This is a genomic window from Bradyrhizobium sp. B039 (genome assembly GCF_038965675.1).
GTDB lineage: Bacteria > Pseudomonadota > Alphaproteobacteria > Rhizobiales > Xanthobacteraceae > Bradyrhizobium > Bradyrhizobium diazoefficiens.
Genome location: NZ_CP152416.1, coordinates 1,822,735 through 1,837,494, shown reverse-complemented (window position 1 = coordinate 1,837,494; position 14,760 = coordinate 1,822,735). Strand labels below are relative to the sequence as shown.

The 14,760-nt window shown below is 66.1% G+C and carries 14 protein-coding genes and 1 pseudogene; 8 read left to right on the top strand and 7 right to left on the bottom strand.

The window, feature by feature from the left end:
- Nucleotides 1–7: 7 nt before the first annotated feature.
- A complete protein-coding gene (locus AAFG50_RS08675; RefSeq protein ID WP_028173052.1) occupies nt 8–340 on the bottom strand; it encodes an antibiotic biosynthesis monooxygenase in 333 nt (110 codons plus the stop codon).
- Nucleotides 341–439: 99 nt separating this feature from the next.
- On the bottom strand, nt 440–2,788 hold the full coding sequence (locus AAFG50_RS08670) for a TonB-dependent hemoglobin/transferrin/lactoferrin family receptor (RefSeq protein WP_028173051.1): 2,349 nt from the start codon (nt 2,786–2,788) through the stop codon (nt 440–442).
- A 262-nt stretch (nt 2,789–3,050) separates the two neighbouring features.
- On the opposite strand from AAFG50_RS08670, the gene AAFG50_RS08665 reads away from it, so the two are divergent.
- From AAFG50_RS08665 to AAFG50_RS08650, 4 genes are read left to right on the top strand one after another with little or no spacing between them, the layout of a single operon-like run.
- The gene (locus AAFG50_RS08665; RefSeq protein WP_028173050.1) at nt 3,051–3,248 is read left to right on the top strand and encodes a hemin uptake protein HemP; all 198 of its coding nucleotides are present in this window, start codon (nt 3,051–3,053) and stop codon (nt 3,246–3,248) included.
- Nucleotides 3,249–3,254: 6 nt separating this feature from the next.
- Nucleotides 3,255–4,208, top strand: coding sequence for a hemin ABC transporter substrate-binding protein (locus AAFG50_RS08660; protein WP_028173049.1), 954 nt, complete (start codon nt 3,255–3,257; stop codon nt 4,206–4,208).
- The gene (locus AAFG50_RS08655; RefSeq protein ID WP_028173048.1) at nt 4,205–5,296 is read left to right on the top strand and encodes an iron ABC transporter permease; all 1,092 of its coding nucleotides are present in this window, start codon (nt 4,205–4,207) and stop codon (nt 5,294–5,296) included. The genes AAFG50_RS08660 and AAFG50_RS08655 overlap by 4 nt, the downstream gene beginning before the upstream one ends.
- Entirely contained in the window at nt 5,293–6,099 is an 807-nt protein-coding gene (locus AAFG50_RS08650) for a heme ABC transporter ATP-binding protein (RefSeq protein ID WP_011089816.1), read from the top strand. Before AAFG50_RS08655 ends, AAFG50_RS08650 begins: the two co-directional genes overlap by 4 nt.
- Here AAFG50_RS08650 and AAFG50_RS08645 read toward each other — a convergent pair.
- Both AAFG50_RS08645 and AAFG50_RS08640 read right to left on the bottom strand, forming a co-directional pair.
- Nucleotides 6,096–7,778 (bottom strand): mucoidy inhibitor MuiA family protein, encoded by a 1,683-nt coding sequence (locus tag AAFG50_RS08645; protein WP_028173047.1) that lies wholly within the window; start codon nt 7,776–7,778, stop codon nt 6,096–6,098. The genes AAFG50_RS08650 and AAFG50_RS08645 overlap by 4 nt on opposite strands.
- 162 nt (nt 7,779–7,940) lie before the next feature.
- Nucleotides 7,941–8,561, bottom strand: a complete 621-nt coding sequence (locus tag AAFG50_RS08640) for a response regulator (RefSeq protein WP_011089818.1) — start codon at nt 8,559–8,561, stop codon at nt 7,941–7,943.
- A 199-nt stretch (nt 8,562–8,760) separates the two neighbouring features.
- On the opposite strand from AAFG50_RS08640, the gene AAFG50_RS08635 reads away from it, so the two are divergent.
- Complete coding sequence (locus AAFG50_RS08635) at nt 8,761–9,798, top strand: AraC family transcriptional regulator (RefSeq protein WP_028173046.1); 1,038 nt, start codon at nt 8,761–8,763, stop codon at nt 9,796–9,798.
- A 2-nt stretch (nt 9,799–9,800) separates the two neighbouring features.
- On the opposite strand, the gene AAFG50_RS08630 is transcribed toward AAFG50_RS08635, so the two are convergent.
- The gene (locus AAFG50_RS08630; RefSeq protein ID WP_028173045.1) at nt 9,801–11,012 is read right to left on the bottom strand and encodes an NnrS family protein; all 1,212 of its coding nucleotides are present in this window, start codon (nt 11,010–11,012) and stop codon (nt 9,801–9,803) included.
- A gap of 130 nt (nt 11,013–11,142) precedes the next feature.
- On the opposite strand from AAFG50_RS08630, the gene AAFG50_RS08625 reads away from it, so the two are divergent.
- Nucleotides 11,143–11,853: a Crp/Fnr family transcriptional regulator gene (locus tag AAFG50_RS08625; protein WP_011089821.1), complete on the top strand. Its 711-nt coding sequence runs from the start codon at nt 11,143–11,145 to the stop codon at nt 11,851–11,853.
- A gap of 120 nt (nt 11,854–11,973) precedes the next feature.
- Here AAFG50_RS08625 and AAFG50_RS08620 read toward each other — a convergent pair whose 3' ends face one another.
- Together AAFG50_RS08620 and hemN are read right to left on the bottom strand one after the other, a co-directional pair.
- Nucleotides 11,974–12,171: a DUF1858 domain-containing protein gene (locus tag AAFG50_RS08620; protein WP_011089822.1), complete on the bottom strand. Its 198-nt coding sequence runs from the start codon at nt 12,169–12,171 to the stop codon at nt 11,974–11,976.
- A 257-nt stretch (nt 12,172–12,428) separates the two neighbouring features.
- The gene (hemN, locus tag AAFG50_RS08615) at nt 12,429–13,781 is read right to left on the bottom strand and encodes an oxygen-independent coproporphyrinogen III oxidase (protein ID WP_028173044.1); all 1,353 of its coding nucleotides are present in this window, start codon (nt 13,779–13,781) and stop codon (nt 12,429–12,431) included.
- Nucleotides 13,782–13,984: 203 nt separating this feature from the next.
- Here hemN and AAFG50_RS08610 point away from each other — a divergent pair, with 203 nt between their 5' ends.
- On the top strand, nt 13,985–14,185 hold the full coding sequence (locus tag AAFG50_RS08610) for a hypothetical protein (protein ID WP_028173043.1): 201 nt from the start codon (nt 13,985–13,987) through the stop codon (nt 14,183–14,185).
- Nucleotides 14,186–14,210: 25 nt separating this feature from the next.
- Nucleotides 14,211–14,675: pseudogene (locus AAFG50_RS08605) on the top strand (copper chaperone PCu(A)C); the annotation flags it as partial.
- Nucleotides 14,676–14,760 lie beyond the last annotated feature (85 nt).

The window sequence follows — 14,760 nt, the reverse complement described above, 5'->3', positions numbered from 1 at the left end:
CGCGGCCTCAGGCGGCCGCGGCCTTGCGTTCACTCTGGATCACCTCGAAGCCCTCGAACTTGGGATGGCCCAGATAGAGGCTCTCGCCGGTCCGATTGTCGGCGCGGGCATGGGCGCGGCGGAATTCCTCGGAGCGCGTCCAGGCCTCGAACGCCGCCTTGTCGACCCAGGTGGTGTGCGACGAGTAGAGCGTGTGGTCCTCGGCCTCGGGGCCCCTCAGGAGATGAAACTCGACGAAGCCCGACATGCTGCCGAGATAGGATTCGCGCGTGGCCCAGACCGTTTCGAACGCGGTCTCCGCGCCCTTCTTCACCTGGAAACGATTCATGGCGATGAACATAAAAGTCTCTCCTTCTGATCAAGATGAAAACGCGCCGAAACCGCGCTGGAGCATCAGCGCGGCCCGGCGGAGATTGCTGGCGTTGCAACGCCTGTCGGCTCACGCACCTCCAAAGTGGATCTTCATGCCGGCCTTGTAGACCCTGCCCGGTCCCGGGCTCGACCACAGCACGTCGTTCTGCGTGGTGCCGTCGGTCGAGCTGCCGGGAATGGCGTAAGGCCGGTAGTACTGGTTCAAGAGGTTGTCGATCGAGGCCGACAACACGATGTCCCTGGTCGCGTTGTAGGTCAGGTACAGGTTGACCAGCTCGTAGCCGGTCGCGGGCAGATAGCCGGCGGGCACGTCGTTGTTGGGACCGTACGAGGCCCACTGCGCCGTCAGGATCAGCGTACGATCGAGCAGGCGGACGCCGCCGGTCGTGACGACCTTGCGCGGGGTGATGGTCGCAAGCCCGATATTGGTCGCGACGTTCTTGCCCTGGATGTAGTGACCGGCAACACCGATGAACCAGTCGCCGGCATCGTACATCGTCTCCGCCTCGAAGCCCTGGATGCGAGCATTGGCGATGTTCTGGTACTGATAGAACTGGCTGAACGAGCCGAATGGCGGCACCGCGACCGGCGCCGAAGCAACGAGGTCGATGTAATCGCCGACATCGTTGCGGAACAAATTGATCTTGCCGCGGAACGAATCGTTGGCACTGAAGATGTTGTCGTATTTCAGGTTGATGCCGACTTCCTTGTTCTTGCCGACCTCGGGGCGAAGGTTCGGGTTGGGCAGGAAGCAGAACAGGCCGGCCGTGCCGTCCGGACAGACGAAGAAGGCCGGTCCGCCACCGGTCGCATGTGCGCCCGAGATCACGGTCTCGGTGATCGATGGGGCGCGATAGCCCTCGGCATAGCTGACATAAGGCTGGAAGCCCGGAACCGGCGTCACACCCAGGGTGATCTTCGGCGAGAAGCGGTCGCCACCGGTGCTGGTCTTGCCGGAATCCAGGTCATAGCGGTCGTAGCGGATCGCGCTCACCGCCTCGAACCAGGTGCTGTAATTCTGCTTCAGCTGGAGGAAGCCACCCGACACTGTGCGGATACCGCTTGGCGTGGTGATGTTGGAATTGCCGCGGCTGTCGGTCGTGATCACGTCGTCCTGGAACGCGTCGACGCCCCAGGTGAGCGCATTGCGCCAGTCGCCGACGTTGAAGCGCGTGGTGTTGTTGGCGTCGACGCCATACGTATTGAGGACGTAGCCGCGCTTGTCGCCGACGCAGCCCGAGACGTTGTTGCCGAAGCCGCCGTTGCAATAGGTCGAGGTGGTCGTGCCGTAGTGATAAGTCTTGGTCTGGTCGTTGTCGGTGCGATTGCCGTAGACCGACATATGCCAATCGAACAGATTGTCGCTCGGAAGCGAGTAGTTCCAGGTGATGGTCCCGGTGTAATTCTTGGCATCGGACGCGTAGACCGACGACCCGCGATTCAATGCAATCAATGCCTGGGTAGTCGTCGGACCGCGATTGAACTGGCCAATGTCGTATTGATAATCCTGGAACACGGCGCCGAACTTGACCTCGTGACCGAGGGCCGGCCGCACCGTGAGCTTCATCAGTCCGCTCTCGACCTGGTTGCCGGTGTTGCCGATCTCGGTGCCGTTACCATCCTTGTAGTTGCCCTGGGTGCGGTAGACCGCGCCGCCGAAGATATCGACGTCGGGCGTGGCGCGCACGCCGCCGAACACCGAGCCGAGGCCGCGATTGTTGTTGGAGCCGTAGGATCCCGAGAGATCGACACCCCAACGCTCGCCGGGACGCAGCACGTCGTTGATGTCCTTGGTGCGGAACGAGACCAGGCCGCCGATCGCGCCGGAGCCGTAGATGTTGGCGGTCGGTCCCCGCACGACGTCGACGCCGCCGATCAATTCAGGATCGAGAAAGAAGGAGCCGTTGGCATTGTGGCCGGTGCGTTGATAGTTCTGCCGCGCGCCGTCGACCACGACCGCGACGCGGCCGAAATCCTGCAAGCCGCGAATGTTGATGACGGTCGCGGGATCGTCGCCGCGCTCCTGGAACGAAACACCGGGAACCGCATAGAAGATGTCCGACAGCCGGTTCGGCTGAAGACCCTGGATCTGGTCGAGCGAAATCGAGCTGACGGGCGCGAGCGCGTCGATCGCTCGCTCCCTGGTCTTGGTTGCGGCGACCGTGATGGTGTCGAGCGTCTGCACCGGCGCGGCGCTGCCCGCCTGCGCTCGGGCGTTCAAGGCGTCGGGCGTTGCCTGCTGTGCAGCCAGCGGCTTGGCCGGCTTGCGCTTGGCCTGCTTCGGCCGTTCCAGCGACCCATGTTCGGCCTGCGGCGATGCGGTCTGCGCGAGACCGCTCTCCGTCGCCAATGCCGCGATTGAAACCACCGACGCACCCAAAATCAAGGCGCGCGAATACTTAGCCCCGTCAGCCATATCAGCCCCAGCCTGCACTTCACTTTAGTTTTTGGAGTCGTTTGGCTGGCGTGCGTTCGCAAGGCGAACGACTGGCTGGCTGATCTTCTTAAGACGCGGGCATGTTGCCCGCTGTCATGATTGGTAACGTGGCAACACTCTGACGGTCAATGACGTCTGGTTGCAGTTTATATCGATTGTAAATTTCCACCGTTGGAATGCGCCAGATGCCGCCTATACAAACAGGCAGCATCTGAAATTTCGAAGGCGCATCACACGGGCAATGTCAGCAACATCCGGAGACAGCGGCAGCGGGCCGGCGGAAAGTCCTTCCGCGACAACGAGAACCCTCACCATGCGCGGGAGCCGGATCGACAGCCGCGAGCTCTTTGCGCACGAGCGCGAGATCATCATCGCGCATGGCGAGGACGCCTATCGCCTGCGTTTGACCTCGCAGAACAAGCTGATCCTGACGAAGTAACCTGCAATGACATTTTGCCGCACCCTCACACAGATCCTCCTGACCGGTACGATCGCATTCGCTTCCGCCGCGCACGCCACTGGCATCACGGTGCATGACGCGCGCAATCGCGACGTCACTGTTGCCGACGTCGCACGCACGGTCTCGATCGGCGGCGCCATCACCGAGATCCTCTATGCGCTCGGGCTCGAGAGCCGGCTGGTCGGTGTGGACACCACAAGCCTTTATCCGGCGGCGGCGCTGCACGACAAACCCAATGTCGGCTACATGCGCCAGATCTCGGCCGAGGGCGTGCTCGGCCTCAATCCCACGGTGATCCTGGCGATCCAGGGATCGGGCCCGCGCGAGACCATGGACATCCTGGAGACGGCGAAGGTGCCGCTGGTGCTGGTGCCCGAAACCTTCTCCGAGGACGGCCTGATCGAGAAGATCAGGCTGGTCGGTCACGCCATGGGCGTGGATGCACGCGCCGAATGCCTCAGCGCCGCAGTCGGCGACGATCTCGCCCAGCTCCGCGCGCTGCGCGCCAAGGTGAAAAAGCCGGTGCGCGTGATGTTCGTGATGTCGCTGCAGAACGGGCGTGCCATGGTCGCCGGCCACAAGACCGCAGCCGACGAGATCATCCAGCTCGCCGGCGCGGCGAACGCCGTCGACGATTACGACGGCTACAAGATCATCGGCGACGAGGCGATCGTGGCGGCCAGGCCCGAATTCGTGCTGTCGATCGAGCGCGGCAAGGAGTCGCTCCAGGCCGACGCGGTCTATGCCCATCCCGGCTTCGCGCTGACGCCGGTCGCGGCCAACAGGAGCTTCATCACCATGGACGGGCTTTATCTGCTCGGCTTCGGGCCGCGCACGGCGGCGGCGGCGCGCGATCTCTCCGTCAAGCTCTATCCGGCATTGGCCGACCAGGGCGGCGCGTTCACGTCGGCTCTGTCGGCGGCGAACTGCCGGCAATGAGCGTGGCGGTCGGGACCGAGGCACGGAGCCTGCGACGAAGCGCGGGACGGCGGTCAGCATCGTTCGCGATTCCGCTTCTGCTCGCGGTGCTCGCGGCCACCGCGGTCGTCGCACTGACCGTGGGCGCGGCCGGCATTCCCCTTTCCGGTCTACCTGCTGCGCTCGGCGTCATGAGCAGCACGACCGCCGATGCGATGACGGCGCGCGACCAGCTCGTGCTGTGGTCGATCCGCATTCCCCGGATCGCGGCAACCGCGATGGTCGGCGGACTTCTCGCCGCGGCCGGTGCGATCATGCAGGGCCTGTTCCGCAATCCGCTCGCCGATCCCGCGCTGGTCGGCGTCTCCAGCGGCGGGGCGCTTGCGGCCGCGAGCGCGATCGTCTTCACCGACTCGCGCTTCGGCGAGACGCTGCGCTTGCTCCAGACCGAGCTGCTGCCGCTCGCCGCCTTCGCGGGCTCGCTGGCGACCACCGCGATCCTCTACGGGATCAGCAGCCGCGCGGGGCGGACCTCGATTGCGATCTTCCTGCTCGCCGGCGTCGCCATCACCGCCATCACCAATGCCGGCATTGGCTTGCTGGTGTTCATCGCCGACGACCGCCAGCTTCGCGACATCACGTTCTGGCTGCTGGGCTCGATGAGCGGCGCGACCTGGACCAAGGCCGCCGTGCTGGCGCCTATCCTCGTCATCGGGCTTGCCGCCTGCGCCTTCATCGGACGCGGCCTCGATCTGCTGGTGCTTGGCGAGGCTGACGCCTTTCACGGCGGCGTCGACGTCGAGCGCCTCAAGCGGATCTCGATCGTCATGGTTTCCGCCATGACCGGGGTTGCGGTGTCGGTCAGCGGCGTCATCGGCTTCGTCGGCATCGTCGTGCCGCATCTCCTTCGCCTCGTCATTGGACCGGCGCATCGCCTGCTGCTGCCGGCTTCGGTGCTGCTCGGCGCCATCCTGATGGTCGGCGCCGACACGCTGGCGCGCACCATCGTGGCGCCGGCGGAGATGCCGATCGGCATTCTGACCGCGGCGGTCGGCGCCCCGGTCTTCTTGGGGATCCTGCTGCGGCAACGCGGGCTCGCCTCGCTATGAGCGCGGTGATCGAGGCGCGACACTTAAGCAAGCGCGCCGGCCGCGCGAAGCTGCTGGATGGCGTCGGCCTCACGGTTGCGGCCGGCGAGATGGTCGCCATCATCGGCCCGAACGGCGCCGGCAAGTCGACCCTGCTGCGGCTGCTCTCCGGCGACCTCCGTCCGAGCCAGGGCGAGGTATGGCTGAAGCAGCGCGACATCGGCAGCTACACGCCGCGCGAGCTTGCCGCGCGACGCGCGATGCTGTCCCAGCACATCAACGTCACCTTCCCCTTCACCGTCGAGGAGATCGTGCTGATGGGCGCAGGCGACCGCAGCGCGCGCGAGGCAGGCCGGCTCGTCGATGCCGCGCTGGACGAGGTGGGGCTGGCGCATTTCCGCGAACGGCAATTGCCGACGCTGTCGGGCGGCGAGCAGCAGCGCGCCCATTTCGCCCGCGTGCTGGTGCAGCTCGCCTGCGGCGAGGCCGAGCATGGACCGGGGCTTCTGCTGCTGGACGAGCCAACCTCGAGCCTTGATCTGCGCCACCAGATCGACCTCGTCGAGGCCGCGCGCCGCCGCGCTGGCACCGGCACCGCCGTGATCGCGATCCTGCACGATCTCAACCTGGCGATCCGCTTCGCCGACCGGCTGGTCGTGCTGAGCGGCGGCAAGCTCGCCGCCGACGGCCCGCGCACCGAGGTCGTCACGCGCGAGACCATCCGCGACATCTTCGAGATCGACGCCGTCGTCCACCAGGCCGACGGCGTTCCTTACGTGCTGCCGCAATCGATGCGGGCGGCTGCGTCTGCGGCGAGGATTTAACCCGCCGGCACGATCACCATGCCCTTGTCCTTCGGCCAGCGGATGCGCCAGGCGAAGTTGACGTCCCTGACCTCGCCGGGCTTGGCGTCGAACGACCATTCCAGCACGCCGCGCTTGTCGCGAATGTTGCTCGCGGTCGGCGGCGTGGTCGAGGGCAGCATCTCGACGACGATGTCCTCGTTCTCGCTGACCGGCAGCTGATCCTCGATCGCGACACGAATCGGAAAGTCGTGACCGTTGCGAACGGTGGTCTTGAACGAACGCTCGTCGGTCTTCGACGTCGTGACGAGCAAGCCGGCCGAGCCTTCGTTGCGCTTCAGCACAGCGCGCTCGATCTTGACCTTGTCGTCGGCGCCGAAGCCCAGCCGCACGATGTCGTCCTTGGCCGAGGCCGAGATCTTGCCGCGGCCGACGAAGACGCCGTCGCGATAGATCGCGACCTTGCCCGGCAGCAATGTCGCCTCATCGGTCTGCTTGAAGCTGGCTTCGAGGAACGCGGTCGGGTCCATCACAGGTGCCGCGCGCACGGCGAGGTCGGCCGGCACACTCATGGACGCGATACGCAGGCTCTTCGCGCCCTCGGCAGCGCCGAGGCTGACGCGGCCGGGAATCCTGAACGTGGCCTGGAAGTCGCCGATCTCGGCGACCGCCTGCTGCTCGTCGGCACGCTCACGCGGTTCAGGCGCTTCGGCGAGCTTGGACATGGGCTCGAACTGCGCCGAGCGCTGGCGGACAGTTGGCGCGGGCCGCGCCAGATCGGAGGCCGCACCGAGCGCCATTGGTTTCGGCGGTTGCGGATATTGCGCGACCAGCGAGCCCAGCTCCGGCGCACTGCCGCCGCGGCTGACGCGGACCGTGGAGACGCCAAGCGTGACGTTCGACCAGTCCTCGCCGGTCGACTGCGTGATTTCGGCACGGCGGACCAGCTCCAGCTGCGGCTTGCGGTCCTTGGCGCCGGTGTCGAGCCGGGCGTCGTAAAGCGGCAGCCAGCGCGCGTTACGCACATTGTAAGTGACCCGCAACGTCGCCTTGGCCGCGGCCGGCGCGGCGATGTCCATACGGACTTCGAGCTTGCTCGGCGGTTTGGCCTTGCGCTCGACTTCGAGCTGGGCGATCTGCCGATCGATCTCGCGCATCTTGCGCGTGGCGTCGCGAACAGCGGTATCGGCGCTCGCAATTTCCTCGCCGACCGCGGCGAAGGCCGTGCGCCATTCGGCGATCGGCCGCGCCTCGCCCTTGTCGCCGATGCCCGCGGGGGACGCTTCCGCAAAGTGCTCCGCAAATTTGCGCCGGGCATTGGCTGAGTCGATCGCGCCTTGCAGGTCGGCGCGCTGGTCGTTCAGGGCCTCGATGCGCTTGTCCAGCTCGGGCAGGTTGACCGGCGCCGCACGCGGCGTTCGCGCATCGATCGTGCCGATGGTGAGCTTTGCACCGCCCTCACCCTCCACCCGGATGGAGGAGGTATCGAGACCAAGCGGGAAGTCCTTGGCAACGAGCGTCGAGTCACCGGACGGCAGGTCGACCGTGATGATGCGAGTGACGGTGGCACCATCCGGGTAAACCGTGACGGTATCGATGGCCGATGTGGCGTCCACATCGGCAGCCCATGACGGCAACGCGAATGCCGTGGTCACCAGAACCAGGCTCGTCGTCGCCAAACATTTCGCGGTGATGCGCATGAAGTCCCTCCTGCCGGTATCGCCGCGCCGCCAGCCGGACGCGCGATCAAATGCCTCGCCATCGTGGTGAGACGCGGCAGGGAAGGAACTGGTTCGATTGGGGTTTCCGTGGGGCGCCGCTGCGGCGGCGCCATGGCCGCGGAACGCGTCGCGCGCCGAGCTTCACATTTGGGTCGGCGAACCCTGGCCGAAGATGCGGCGGAGCAGATCGGTCACGTTGCGGGCACCGGCCTTCTTCAAAATGCTGGCACGGTAGCCTTCCACCGTCCGAGCGCTCAGATGCATGCGCCGGGCGATCTCCTTGTTGGTGAGGCCGACCGCAAGGTGCTCGAGCACGTCGCCTTCGCGCGCCGTCAGGGGCTCGCAGCCGGGCAACCAGCGCTGGCGGTTTGAGTTGGGCTGCCCGAACTCGTCGATGGCGGCATCGATCCGGTTGACGACGTCGCGGGTGCGGAACGGCTTTTCGATGAAGTCGGCCGCGCCGCTCTTGATCGCGTCGACTGCCATGGCGATGCTGCCGTTCGCCGAAGTCACCAGGACCGGCGCCATGCAATTCTCCTCGCGCAGCCGCCTGAGCACGTCGAGGGCGGAGCGATCCGGCGGCATCTCGAGCAGCACGCAGGCCGGCATCCGCGCCCTCGCTTCCGAGAGCAGGGACGCGCCGTCGGCGAAGCAGATCACGTCATAGGCGCTCTGTTGGAGCGCGGCGGAAAGTTGTTCGCGGGAGGCGGCGTCGGTGTCGATGACGAATACCTCGCCCTTGGAAAGCATGTTCCCCGGCATAATCCCGATCCAGCAATGTCTTGGTCAAATGATCCGAGACGGCCGGGGCCTCATCGCGCCCGGCGTCATGAGCACGGCATTCACGCCCGTGCTTCGGTTTCCCTTATGTATGTTCCGTCATGTTCCCGGATTTGACGGAACGGGACAGAAACTTTACATTTCGGGACATCTGCGGGAATGGCTGGCAGGAACGGTTTGCATGACCGACCTCATTCGCAGCGCAGGCTTGAGCTATTACCCGGAGGTCGCCCGGTCGGTCGGGCTCGACCCCAAACAGATGATGCGCAAGGTCAGGCTGCCGCTGACCTGCCTCGACAAGCCGGATACCCCCATTGCCGTGACCGGCCTGCGCCGCCTGCTCGAACTATCGGCACAGATGTCCGGCGCCGAAGATTTCGGCTTGCGCCTCGCCGAACGCGGCGGCCTGACCAACTTCGGCGCGGTCGGCCTGATCGTGCGCGAACAGGCGACCGTCGGCGAAGCGATCGAGGCGTTTTCGCGTTTCATCCATATCCATCATGACGGCATGCGGCTTGACGTTGCACGCAACAAGCAGACCGTGACCGTCGCACTGCATCTGCGCGGACGGCAGCCGAGCGCGCCGCGCCAGTCGATCGACATGGCGCTCGGCAGCGTCCACCGCATCATCCAGTCGCTGTTCGGTCATGACTGGCGGCCGCAGGAGGTGCATCTGCATTATCCGCCGCCGCACGACCGCAAGCGCTACCGCGACTTCTTCGGCTGCCGCGTGACGTTCAACGCCGAGGACGACGCGATCCTGCTGTCGGTGCACGACATGGAGCGCCGGATCCCGAGCGCGCATCCGCTGATCGCGAGCTATCTGCGCAAGCGGATCGAGGCGATCGAGACGCGTCCGGCAAGCTGGGAGGAGAAGGTCGACGAGGTCGTGCGCCTGCTGCTCGCCGGCGGCGACTGCACGGTCGAGCGCGTGGCCGAGCATCTCGCCTGCACCCGCCGCACTATCCACCGCCACCTCGCCGCGTCAGGCACCAGCTTCTCGGCCATCCTCGACACGCAGCGCGCCGATCTCGTCGTCAAATTGATCGACGACCCCGGCCGGCCGCTGGCCGATATCGCCGCGCAGCTCGGCTTCTCCGCGCAAAGCGCGATGGCCCGCTGGTTCCGCGGCCGCTTCGGCTGCACCATCACCGCATGGCGCAAGGGCGTGCGCCCGTTGGCCAAGCCGGCCGACGTGCCTTCGGCATCCGCGGCTTAGCTCTATCGTGCCGGAGCGGGCAGGCCCATGATGGCCAGTGCGCGCCGGCTGCTGCCGGCGAGCAGCGGGCCGAACGCAATCGCAAAGCCGAGGAAGGCGACGACCCAGCCGCAGGCGGCAATGTGCAGCAGTGCATCGGCATGCGCAGGCCACACCACGGCAGCAACCCGCGCCAGCGCCGCGGCGATGATCGCGACGTAGATACCTTGCGTCGCCGGCGAGGCCGTCAGGGTCTGTCCGGTGTGGCCGAGGCTCGCACGCGTCATCACCGCGAGCGTCATCGTTCCGGCGGCGCCCGCCATCCAGGCGTGAATCCCCGCGCTCGGCGGCAACGCACCGAACACGGCCAACGCATGCAGGAGGAAACCGAGCGGCACGAAGACATAGCCGACATGCAGGATCAGGAGCAGCCGCTCGCGCGAGGTGCGATCGCCGGCCCAGCGCGCAAGCCGCACCAGATGCAGCACGCCGACGAGCGCCATCGCGGCACCGGTCACCACATTCAACGGCGCCACGATCCACGAGATCAGCGCCAACGCGCTCAATGCGATCACCGCGCCATCGAAGCGGCCGAACGGGACCGGCAGGCGGCCGGGATTGAACTTGACCAGCCAGTTGCGGGTGAAGCTCGGAATGATGCGGCCTCCGATCAGCGCGATCAGCAGCACGACCACGCCGATGCCGACGCGGATGCTGACATCGGCCGCGCCCGCGTAGTGCGCTTCGAGATGAAAGCCGACATTGCCGGTGAGCAGCACGAGCACCAGGATCACCACGGGAAGGTTGCGCCAATTGCCGCCCGCGATGATCTCGCGCGTCGCGGCGGCGACGACCAGCGCCAGGAACGCGGCATCGACGACAAGCGCGAACGCCCAGCCGACCTCGGCGGACAGCGTCACCGCGAGGCGGCCGGCCAGCCACGCCGCCAGCAACGCGCCCAGCGACGTGCCCTGGATCGGCAGCCGCCCGGTCCAGTTCGGGATCGCCGTAAACAGGAACCCGGTGATGACCGCCGGCAGGAAGCCATAGAGCATCTCGTGGACGTGCCAGTCGCGCGGCGCGAAGGCCGACGTCACCGACAATTCGCCGTAGAACATAGGCAGCCAGGCCAGGATCGAGAGCCCTGCCTGGATGGCGGCGAGCAGGAAAAAGGGCCGAAAGCTGTTCGCGAACAGCGGCCAGCCCGCAAAGTTGCGGGATCGGGCGCCAGCCATGGGGGCAACTCCTGTAAATTCAGACCGTTGCTTGGAAAAATACTGCCGCCCCGGCCGGCGGGTTTTGCGCTATCGCAAACTACCGGACGATTGCAGGTGCCATCACACTCCAGAGCGCCAAGGAGGCAGAATGGCCAAGGTCGACACATCGCTGGTTGCGCATTTGCCGCTGTTTGCCGGGGTCACGCCGGAAGCCCTGGACGAGATCCTGCGCGAGGCCCGCTCGGCGCGCTATCCCAAGAACAGCGCCATCTTCGAGCAGGGCGCAGACGCGCAGTCCTTCTTCCTGCTGCTGCACGGCCACGTCCGCGCGGCCAAGACCACGCCGACCGGCGAGCAGATCGTGGTGCGCTACGTCGCGCCCGGTGAGACGTTCGGGCTCGCGATGGCGATCGGAGCCGGGCGCTACCCCGCGACTGCGATGGCTGTCGACGACAGCGTGGTGCTGATCTGGCCGACCTCGGCCTGGCCGCGGCTGGTCGAGCGGTTTCCGGCGCTCGCCGCCAACACGCTCCAGACCGTCGGCACGCGGCTCCAGGAGAGCCACACCCGCATCCTGGAAATGTCGACCCAGCAAGTCGAACAACGCATCGCGCATGCGCTGCTGCGCCTCGCCAAGCAATCCGGCAAGAAGCTCGACCACGGCATCGAGATCGACTTCCCGATCAGCCGCCAGGACATCGCGCAGATGACCGGCACCACGCTGCACACCGTGAGCCGCATCCTGAGCGGCTGGGAACAGCAGGGCCTCGTCGAGAGCGGCCGCCAGCGCATCATTCTGCGCGAACCGCACAGGATCGTCGTGCTGGCGGAGCGGAGCCCCGACAGCGGCGCGCCATGAGGGCTGCGCCGGCAGGTTCACCCTGCTCCCGAAGATTGGGGTGAGAGCCGCTTTCGCTTACGGCGAAAGCGCTCCCTCACCCGGGAATCCGCACGCGGCCCGCGCGAATTCCAGACCGTCTCACGCCGGCACGCAGTCGCAGAGCGCGGCGAGGAATTTGTCGCGGTCGATGCCGTGCTCGCGGCAGGCGTCTTCCACCGTGTGGAAGGTTGCGATCGGGCAGCCGACGCAGGCCAGCCTGAAAGCAAGAAACACGCGGATCGTGTGCGGCGCCGTGCGCATGATGTCATCGACCAGATCGTCGGATCCAAAAGGCATGGACAACTCCGTTCCGAAACGACGATAGCGGAGCGGGCTGTGGTTTCTTTGTTGGAGCGCAAGCTGTTGCCAGTTCCTCGGCTCGTCATTCCGGGGCGCGCCACCGAACCCGGGTTTACCCGAGTTCGGAAGACTCTAAGATCAAAGTCGGCAACAGCCGACTTGGATGGCGCGAACCCGGAATCCATCGGGCAGCAAGCTGTGCGGTGAAATGAATTCCGGGTTCGCGCCAAGCGGCGCTCCCCGGAATGACGCAGCTACACCGCCCGGCTGTGCAGCTGCTTGCCGGGATCCAGATGCGCGTCGAACGCGGCGGCGACGCTGCGGACCAGGAAGCGCGAGTCGTTCGCGACCGCGAGCCGGTCGCCGTCCAGCCTCACGACGCCGTCAGAAATCAGCGGTTTCAGACGCGACGCCGATTTGAGCATCGCCTCGGGCTCTGCGCCGTGGCGCGCGCAGATATCACCGAGATCGGCGCTGAACTCGCACATGATGCGCTCGATGATGTCGGCGCGCAGCCGGTCGTCGTCGGTGAGCCCATAGCCCTTCGCTGTGGCGAGGCGGCCGGCGCCGATGCTCTGCGCATAGGCGCCGATCTGCACCTCGTTCTGGACGTAACCCTGCGGCAGATGTCCGATGGCGCTCGCGCCGAAGCCGAGCAGGACCTCGCCTTGGTCGGTGGTATAGCCTTGGAAATTGCGCCGCAGCGTCCGCTCCTCGAAGGCCACGGCCATGGAATCGTCGGGTCGCGCGAAATGATCGAGCCCGATCTGCACGTAACCGGCCTCCTTCAGGGCATTCGCGATCGCACAGGCCTGGTCGTGACGCGCTGGGCCGTCGGGCAGCGCGCCCTGGTTGATCATGCGCTGGTGCTTCTTGAAATCGGGCACGTGAGCGTAGCCGAACACCGAGAAGCGATCGGGCGCGAGCAAGAGGCTGCGCCGCACCGTGTCCAGGCACGAGGCGACGGTCTGATGCGGCAGCCCGTAGATCAGGTCGAAATTGATTCCCGCGATGCCGGCATGCCGGAGCATGTCGACGACGGCCGCCGTCTGCTCGAAGCTCTGGATGCGGTTGATCGCACGCTGCACGATGGGGTCGAAACTCTGCACCCCCAGGCTGGCGCGATTGACGCCGGACAGCCGCATGGCCTCGACCATGTCGGCGGTCAGCGTGCGGGGATCGATCTCGACGGCAATCTCGGCCGAAGGCAGTACGAAGAACGCCTGGCGCATCGCCGCCATCAACTCGGCAAAAGCCTCGGGCGCCATGATCGTCGGCGTGCCGCCGCCGAAATGGATATGCTCGACCTTGATGCGGCGGCCGATGGTCTCGGCGACCAGCGCGATCTCACTGCGCAGCGTCCGCTGGTAGGCCGCAATCAGATCGTCGCGCCGGACGATCTGGGTATGGCAGCCGCAATACCAGCACATCTCGCGGCAGAACGGCACGTGCAGATAGAGTGACGCGCTGGCACCGGCCGGGAGCTCGGACAGCCAGCGGGCGTAGGTACCGGCGTCGATGACCGGCGAGAAGTGCGGCGCGGTCGGATAGCTCGTGTAGCGAGGCAGTCTTTCTTCGCCGTAGCTCACTGCGAGATCAGCTCTCATATCTTACCCATTCGTAAATTTCGGCCGCTTGCGGAGCCGCGGCAAATCACGGAATGCATTCAGCTAACCCGGATTTGCGGAAGCGACCTTGCGCTCGCGCAAAGTCGGACCGGGGCACCGCAAACATTGCGCTCGCGCAAAGCGCAGCGGACGGTTCCGCGCAATGATCACGGGCAATTCGCACGGCATCCGGAGCGTTTGCCATGAGGCTTCTCGCACTCGAACTGATTTTCTCCCTGCTCGACGTCCGCGGCCATATCCCGCGTTTCGACGACTTCCGGCCGGTTCCGGCCTCGCCGGCCCCGGCCGGTATCGTGCACACTCTGGCCGCCGTAATCGCCGTCCTCGCCGTCCTGTCGCTGGCGATCTGGGCCGCGGTCTGGGTTGCCATTCATTTGCTTTAGCCGCGTCTTCGCGAAGGCTTCGATCATGATCTCATCCAAGCGCGCATTTGCTGGCGCGGTCGCCCTGACATGCCTTGTCTGGCCGCCCGCCTTCGCCGCCGACACGACCAGCGGCGATCTCGTCATCACCAGGGCCTGGAGTCGGGCGACGCCCGGGGGAGCCAAGGTCGCCGGCGGCTATCTGACGATCGAGAACAGGGGCCACGCGCCGGAGCGGTTGCAGACCGCATCGGCCGCCCATGCGCTTCGAACCGAAATCCACGAAATGGCCGTCAACAACGGCGTCATGACCATGCGCCCGCTCATCGACGGCCTCGTCATCGCCCCCGGACAAATCGTTGAACTTGCCCCCGGCGGCGGACACCTGATGTTCATCGGCCTCGATGCTCCACTTCGTGTCGGCGACCAGGTACCGGTGACGCTGTCGTTCGAGCATGCCGGCGAAGTGAAAGTGACGCTCGACGTACAGGCTATCGGCGCGCAGGCGCCGGAGAAAACAGAGCGCACGGAGATCGCGCAGCCCGCGCACCACCCCGAGCCGGCGGCGGCCGCTCCGCCCACGATGGTTTCCGAAG

Bases quoted from the DNA above. Each gene is read 5' to 3' on its own strand.
- AAFG50_RS08665 (WP_028173050.1), top strand. From the start codon at position 3,051: ATGTCAGCAACATCCGGAGACAGCGGCAGCGGGCCGGCGGAAAGTCCT.
- AAFG50_RS08620 (WP_011089822.1), bottom strand. From the start codon at position 12,171: ATGCCTTTTGGATCCGACGATCTGGTCGATGACATCATGCGCACGGCG.
- AAFG50_RS08610 (WP_028173043.1), top strand. From the start codon at position 13,985: ATGAGGCTTCTCGCACTCGAACTGATTTTCTCCCTGCTCGACGTCCGC.
- AAFG50_RS08650 (WP_011089816.1), top strand. From the start codon at position 5,293: ATGAGCGCGGTGATCGAGGCGCGACACTTAAGCAAGCGCGCCGGCCGC.
- AAFG50_RS08630 (WP_028173045.1), bottom strand. From the start codon at position 11,012: ATGGCTGGCGCCCGATCCCGCAACTTTGCGGGCTGGCCGCTGTTCGCG.
- AAFG50_RS08640 (WP_011089818.1), bottom strand. From the start codon at position 8,561: ATGCCGGGGAACATGCTTTCCAAGGGCGAGGTATTCGTCATCGACACC.
- hemN (WP_028173044.1), bottom strand. From the start codon at position 13,781: ATGAGAGCTGATCTCGCAGTGAGCTACGGCGAAGAAAGACTGCCTCGC.
- AAFG50_RS08675 (WP_028173052.1), bottom strand. From the start codon at position 340: ATGTTCATCGCCATGAATCGTTTCCAGGTGAAGAAGGGCGCGGAGACC.
- AAFG50_RS08655 (WP_028173048.1), top strand. From the start codon at position 4,205: ATGAGCGTGGCGGTCGGGACCGAGGCACGGAGCCTGCGACGAAGCGCG.
- AAFG50_RS08635 (WP_028173046.1), top strand. From the start codon at position 8,761: ATGACCGACCTCATTCGCAGCGCAGGCTTGAGCTATTACCCGGAGGTC.
- AAFG50_RS08670 (WP_028173051.1), bottom strand. From the start codon at position 2,788: ATGGCTGACGGGGCTAAGTATTCGCGCGCCTTGATTTTGGGTGCGTCG.
- AAFG50_RS08660 (WP_028173049.1), top strand. From the start codon at position 3,255: ATGACATTTTGCCGCACCCTCACACAGATCCTCCTGACCGGTACGATC.
- AAFG50_RS08625 (WP_011089821.1), top strand. From the start codon at position 11,143: ATGGCCAAGGTCGACACATCGCTGGTTGCGCATTTGCCGCTGTTTGCC.
- AAFG50_RS08645 (WP_028173047.1), bottom strand. From the start codon at position 7,778: ATGCGCATCACCGCGAAATGTTTGGCGACGACGAGCCTGGTTCTGGTG.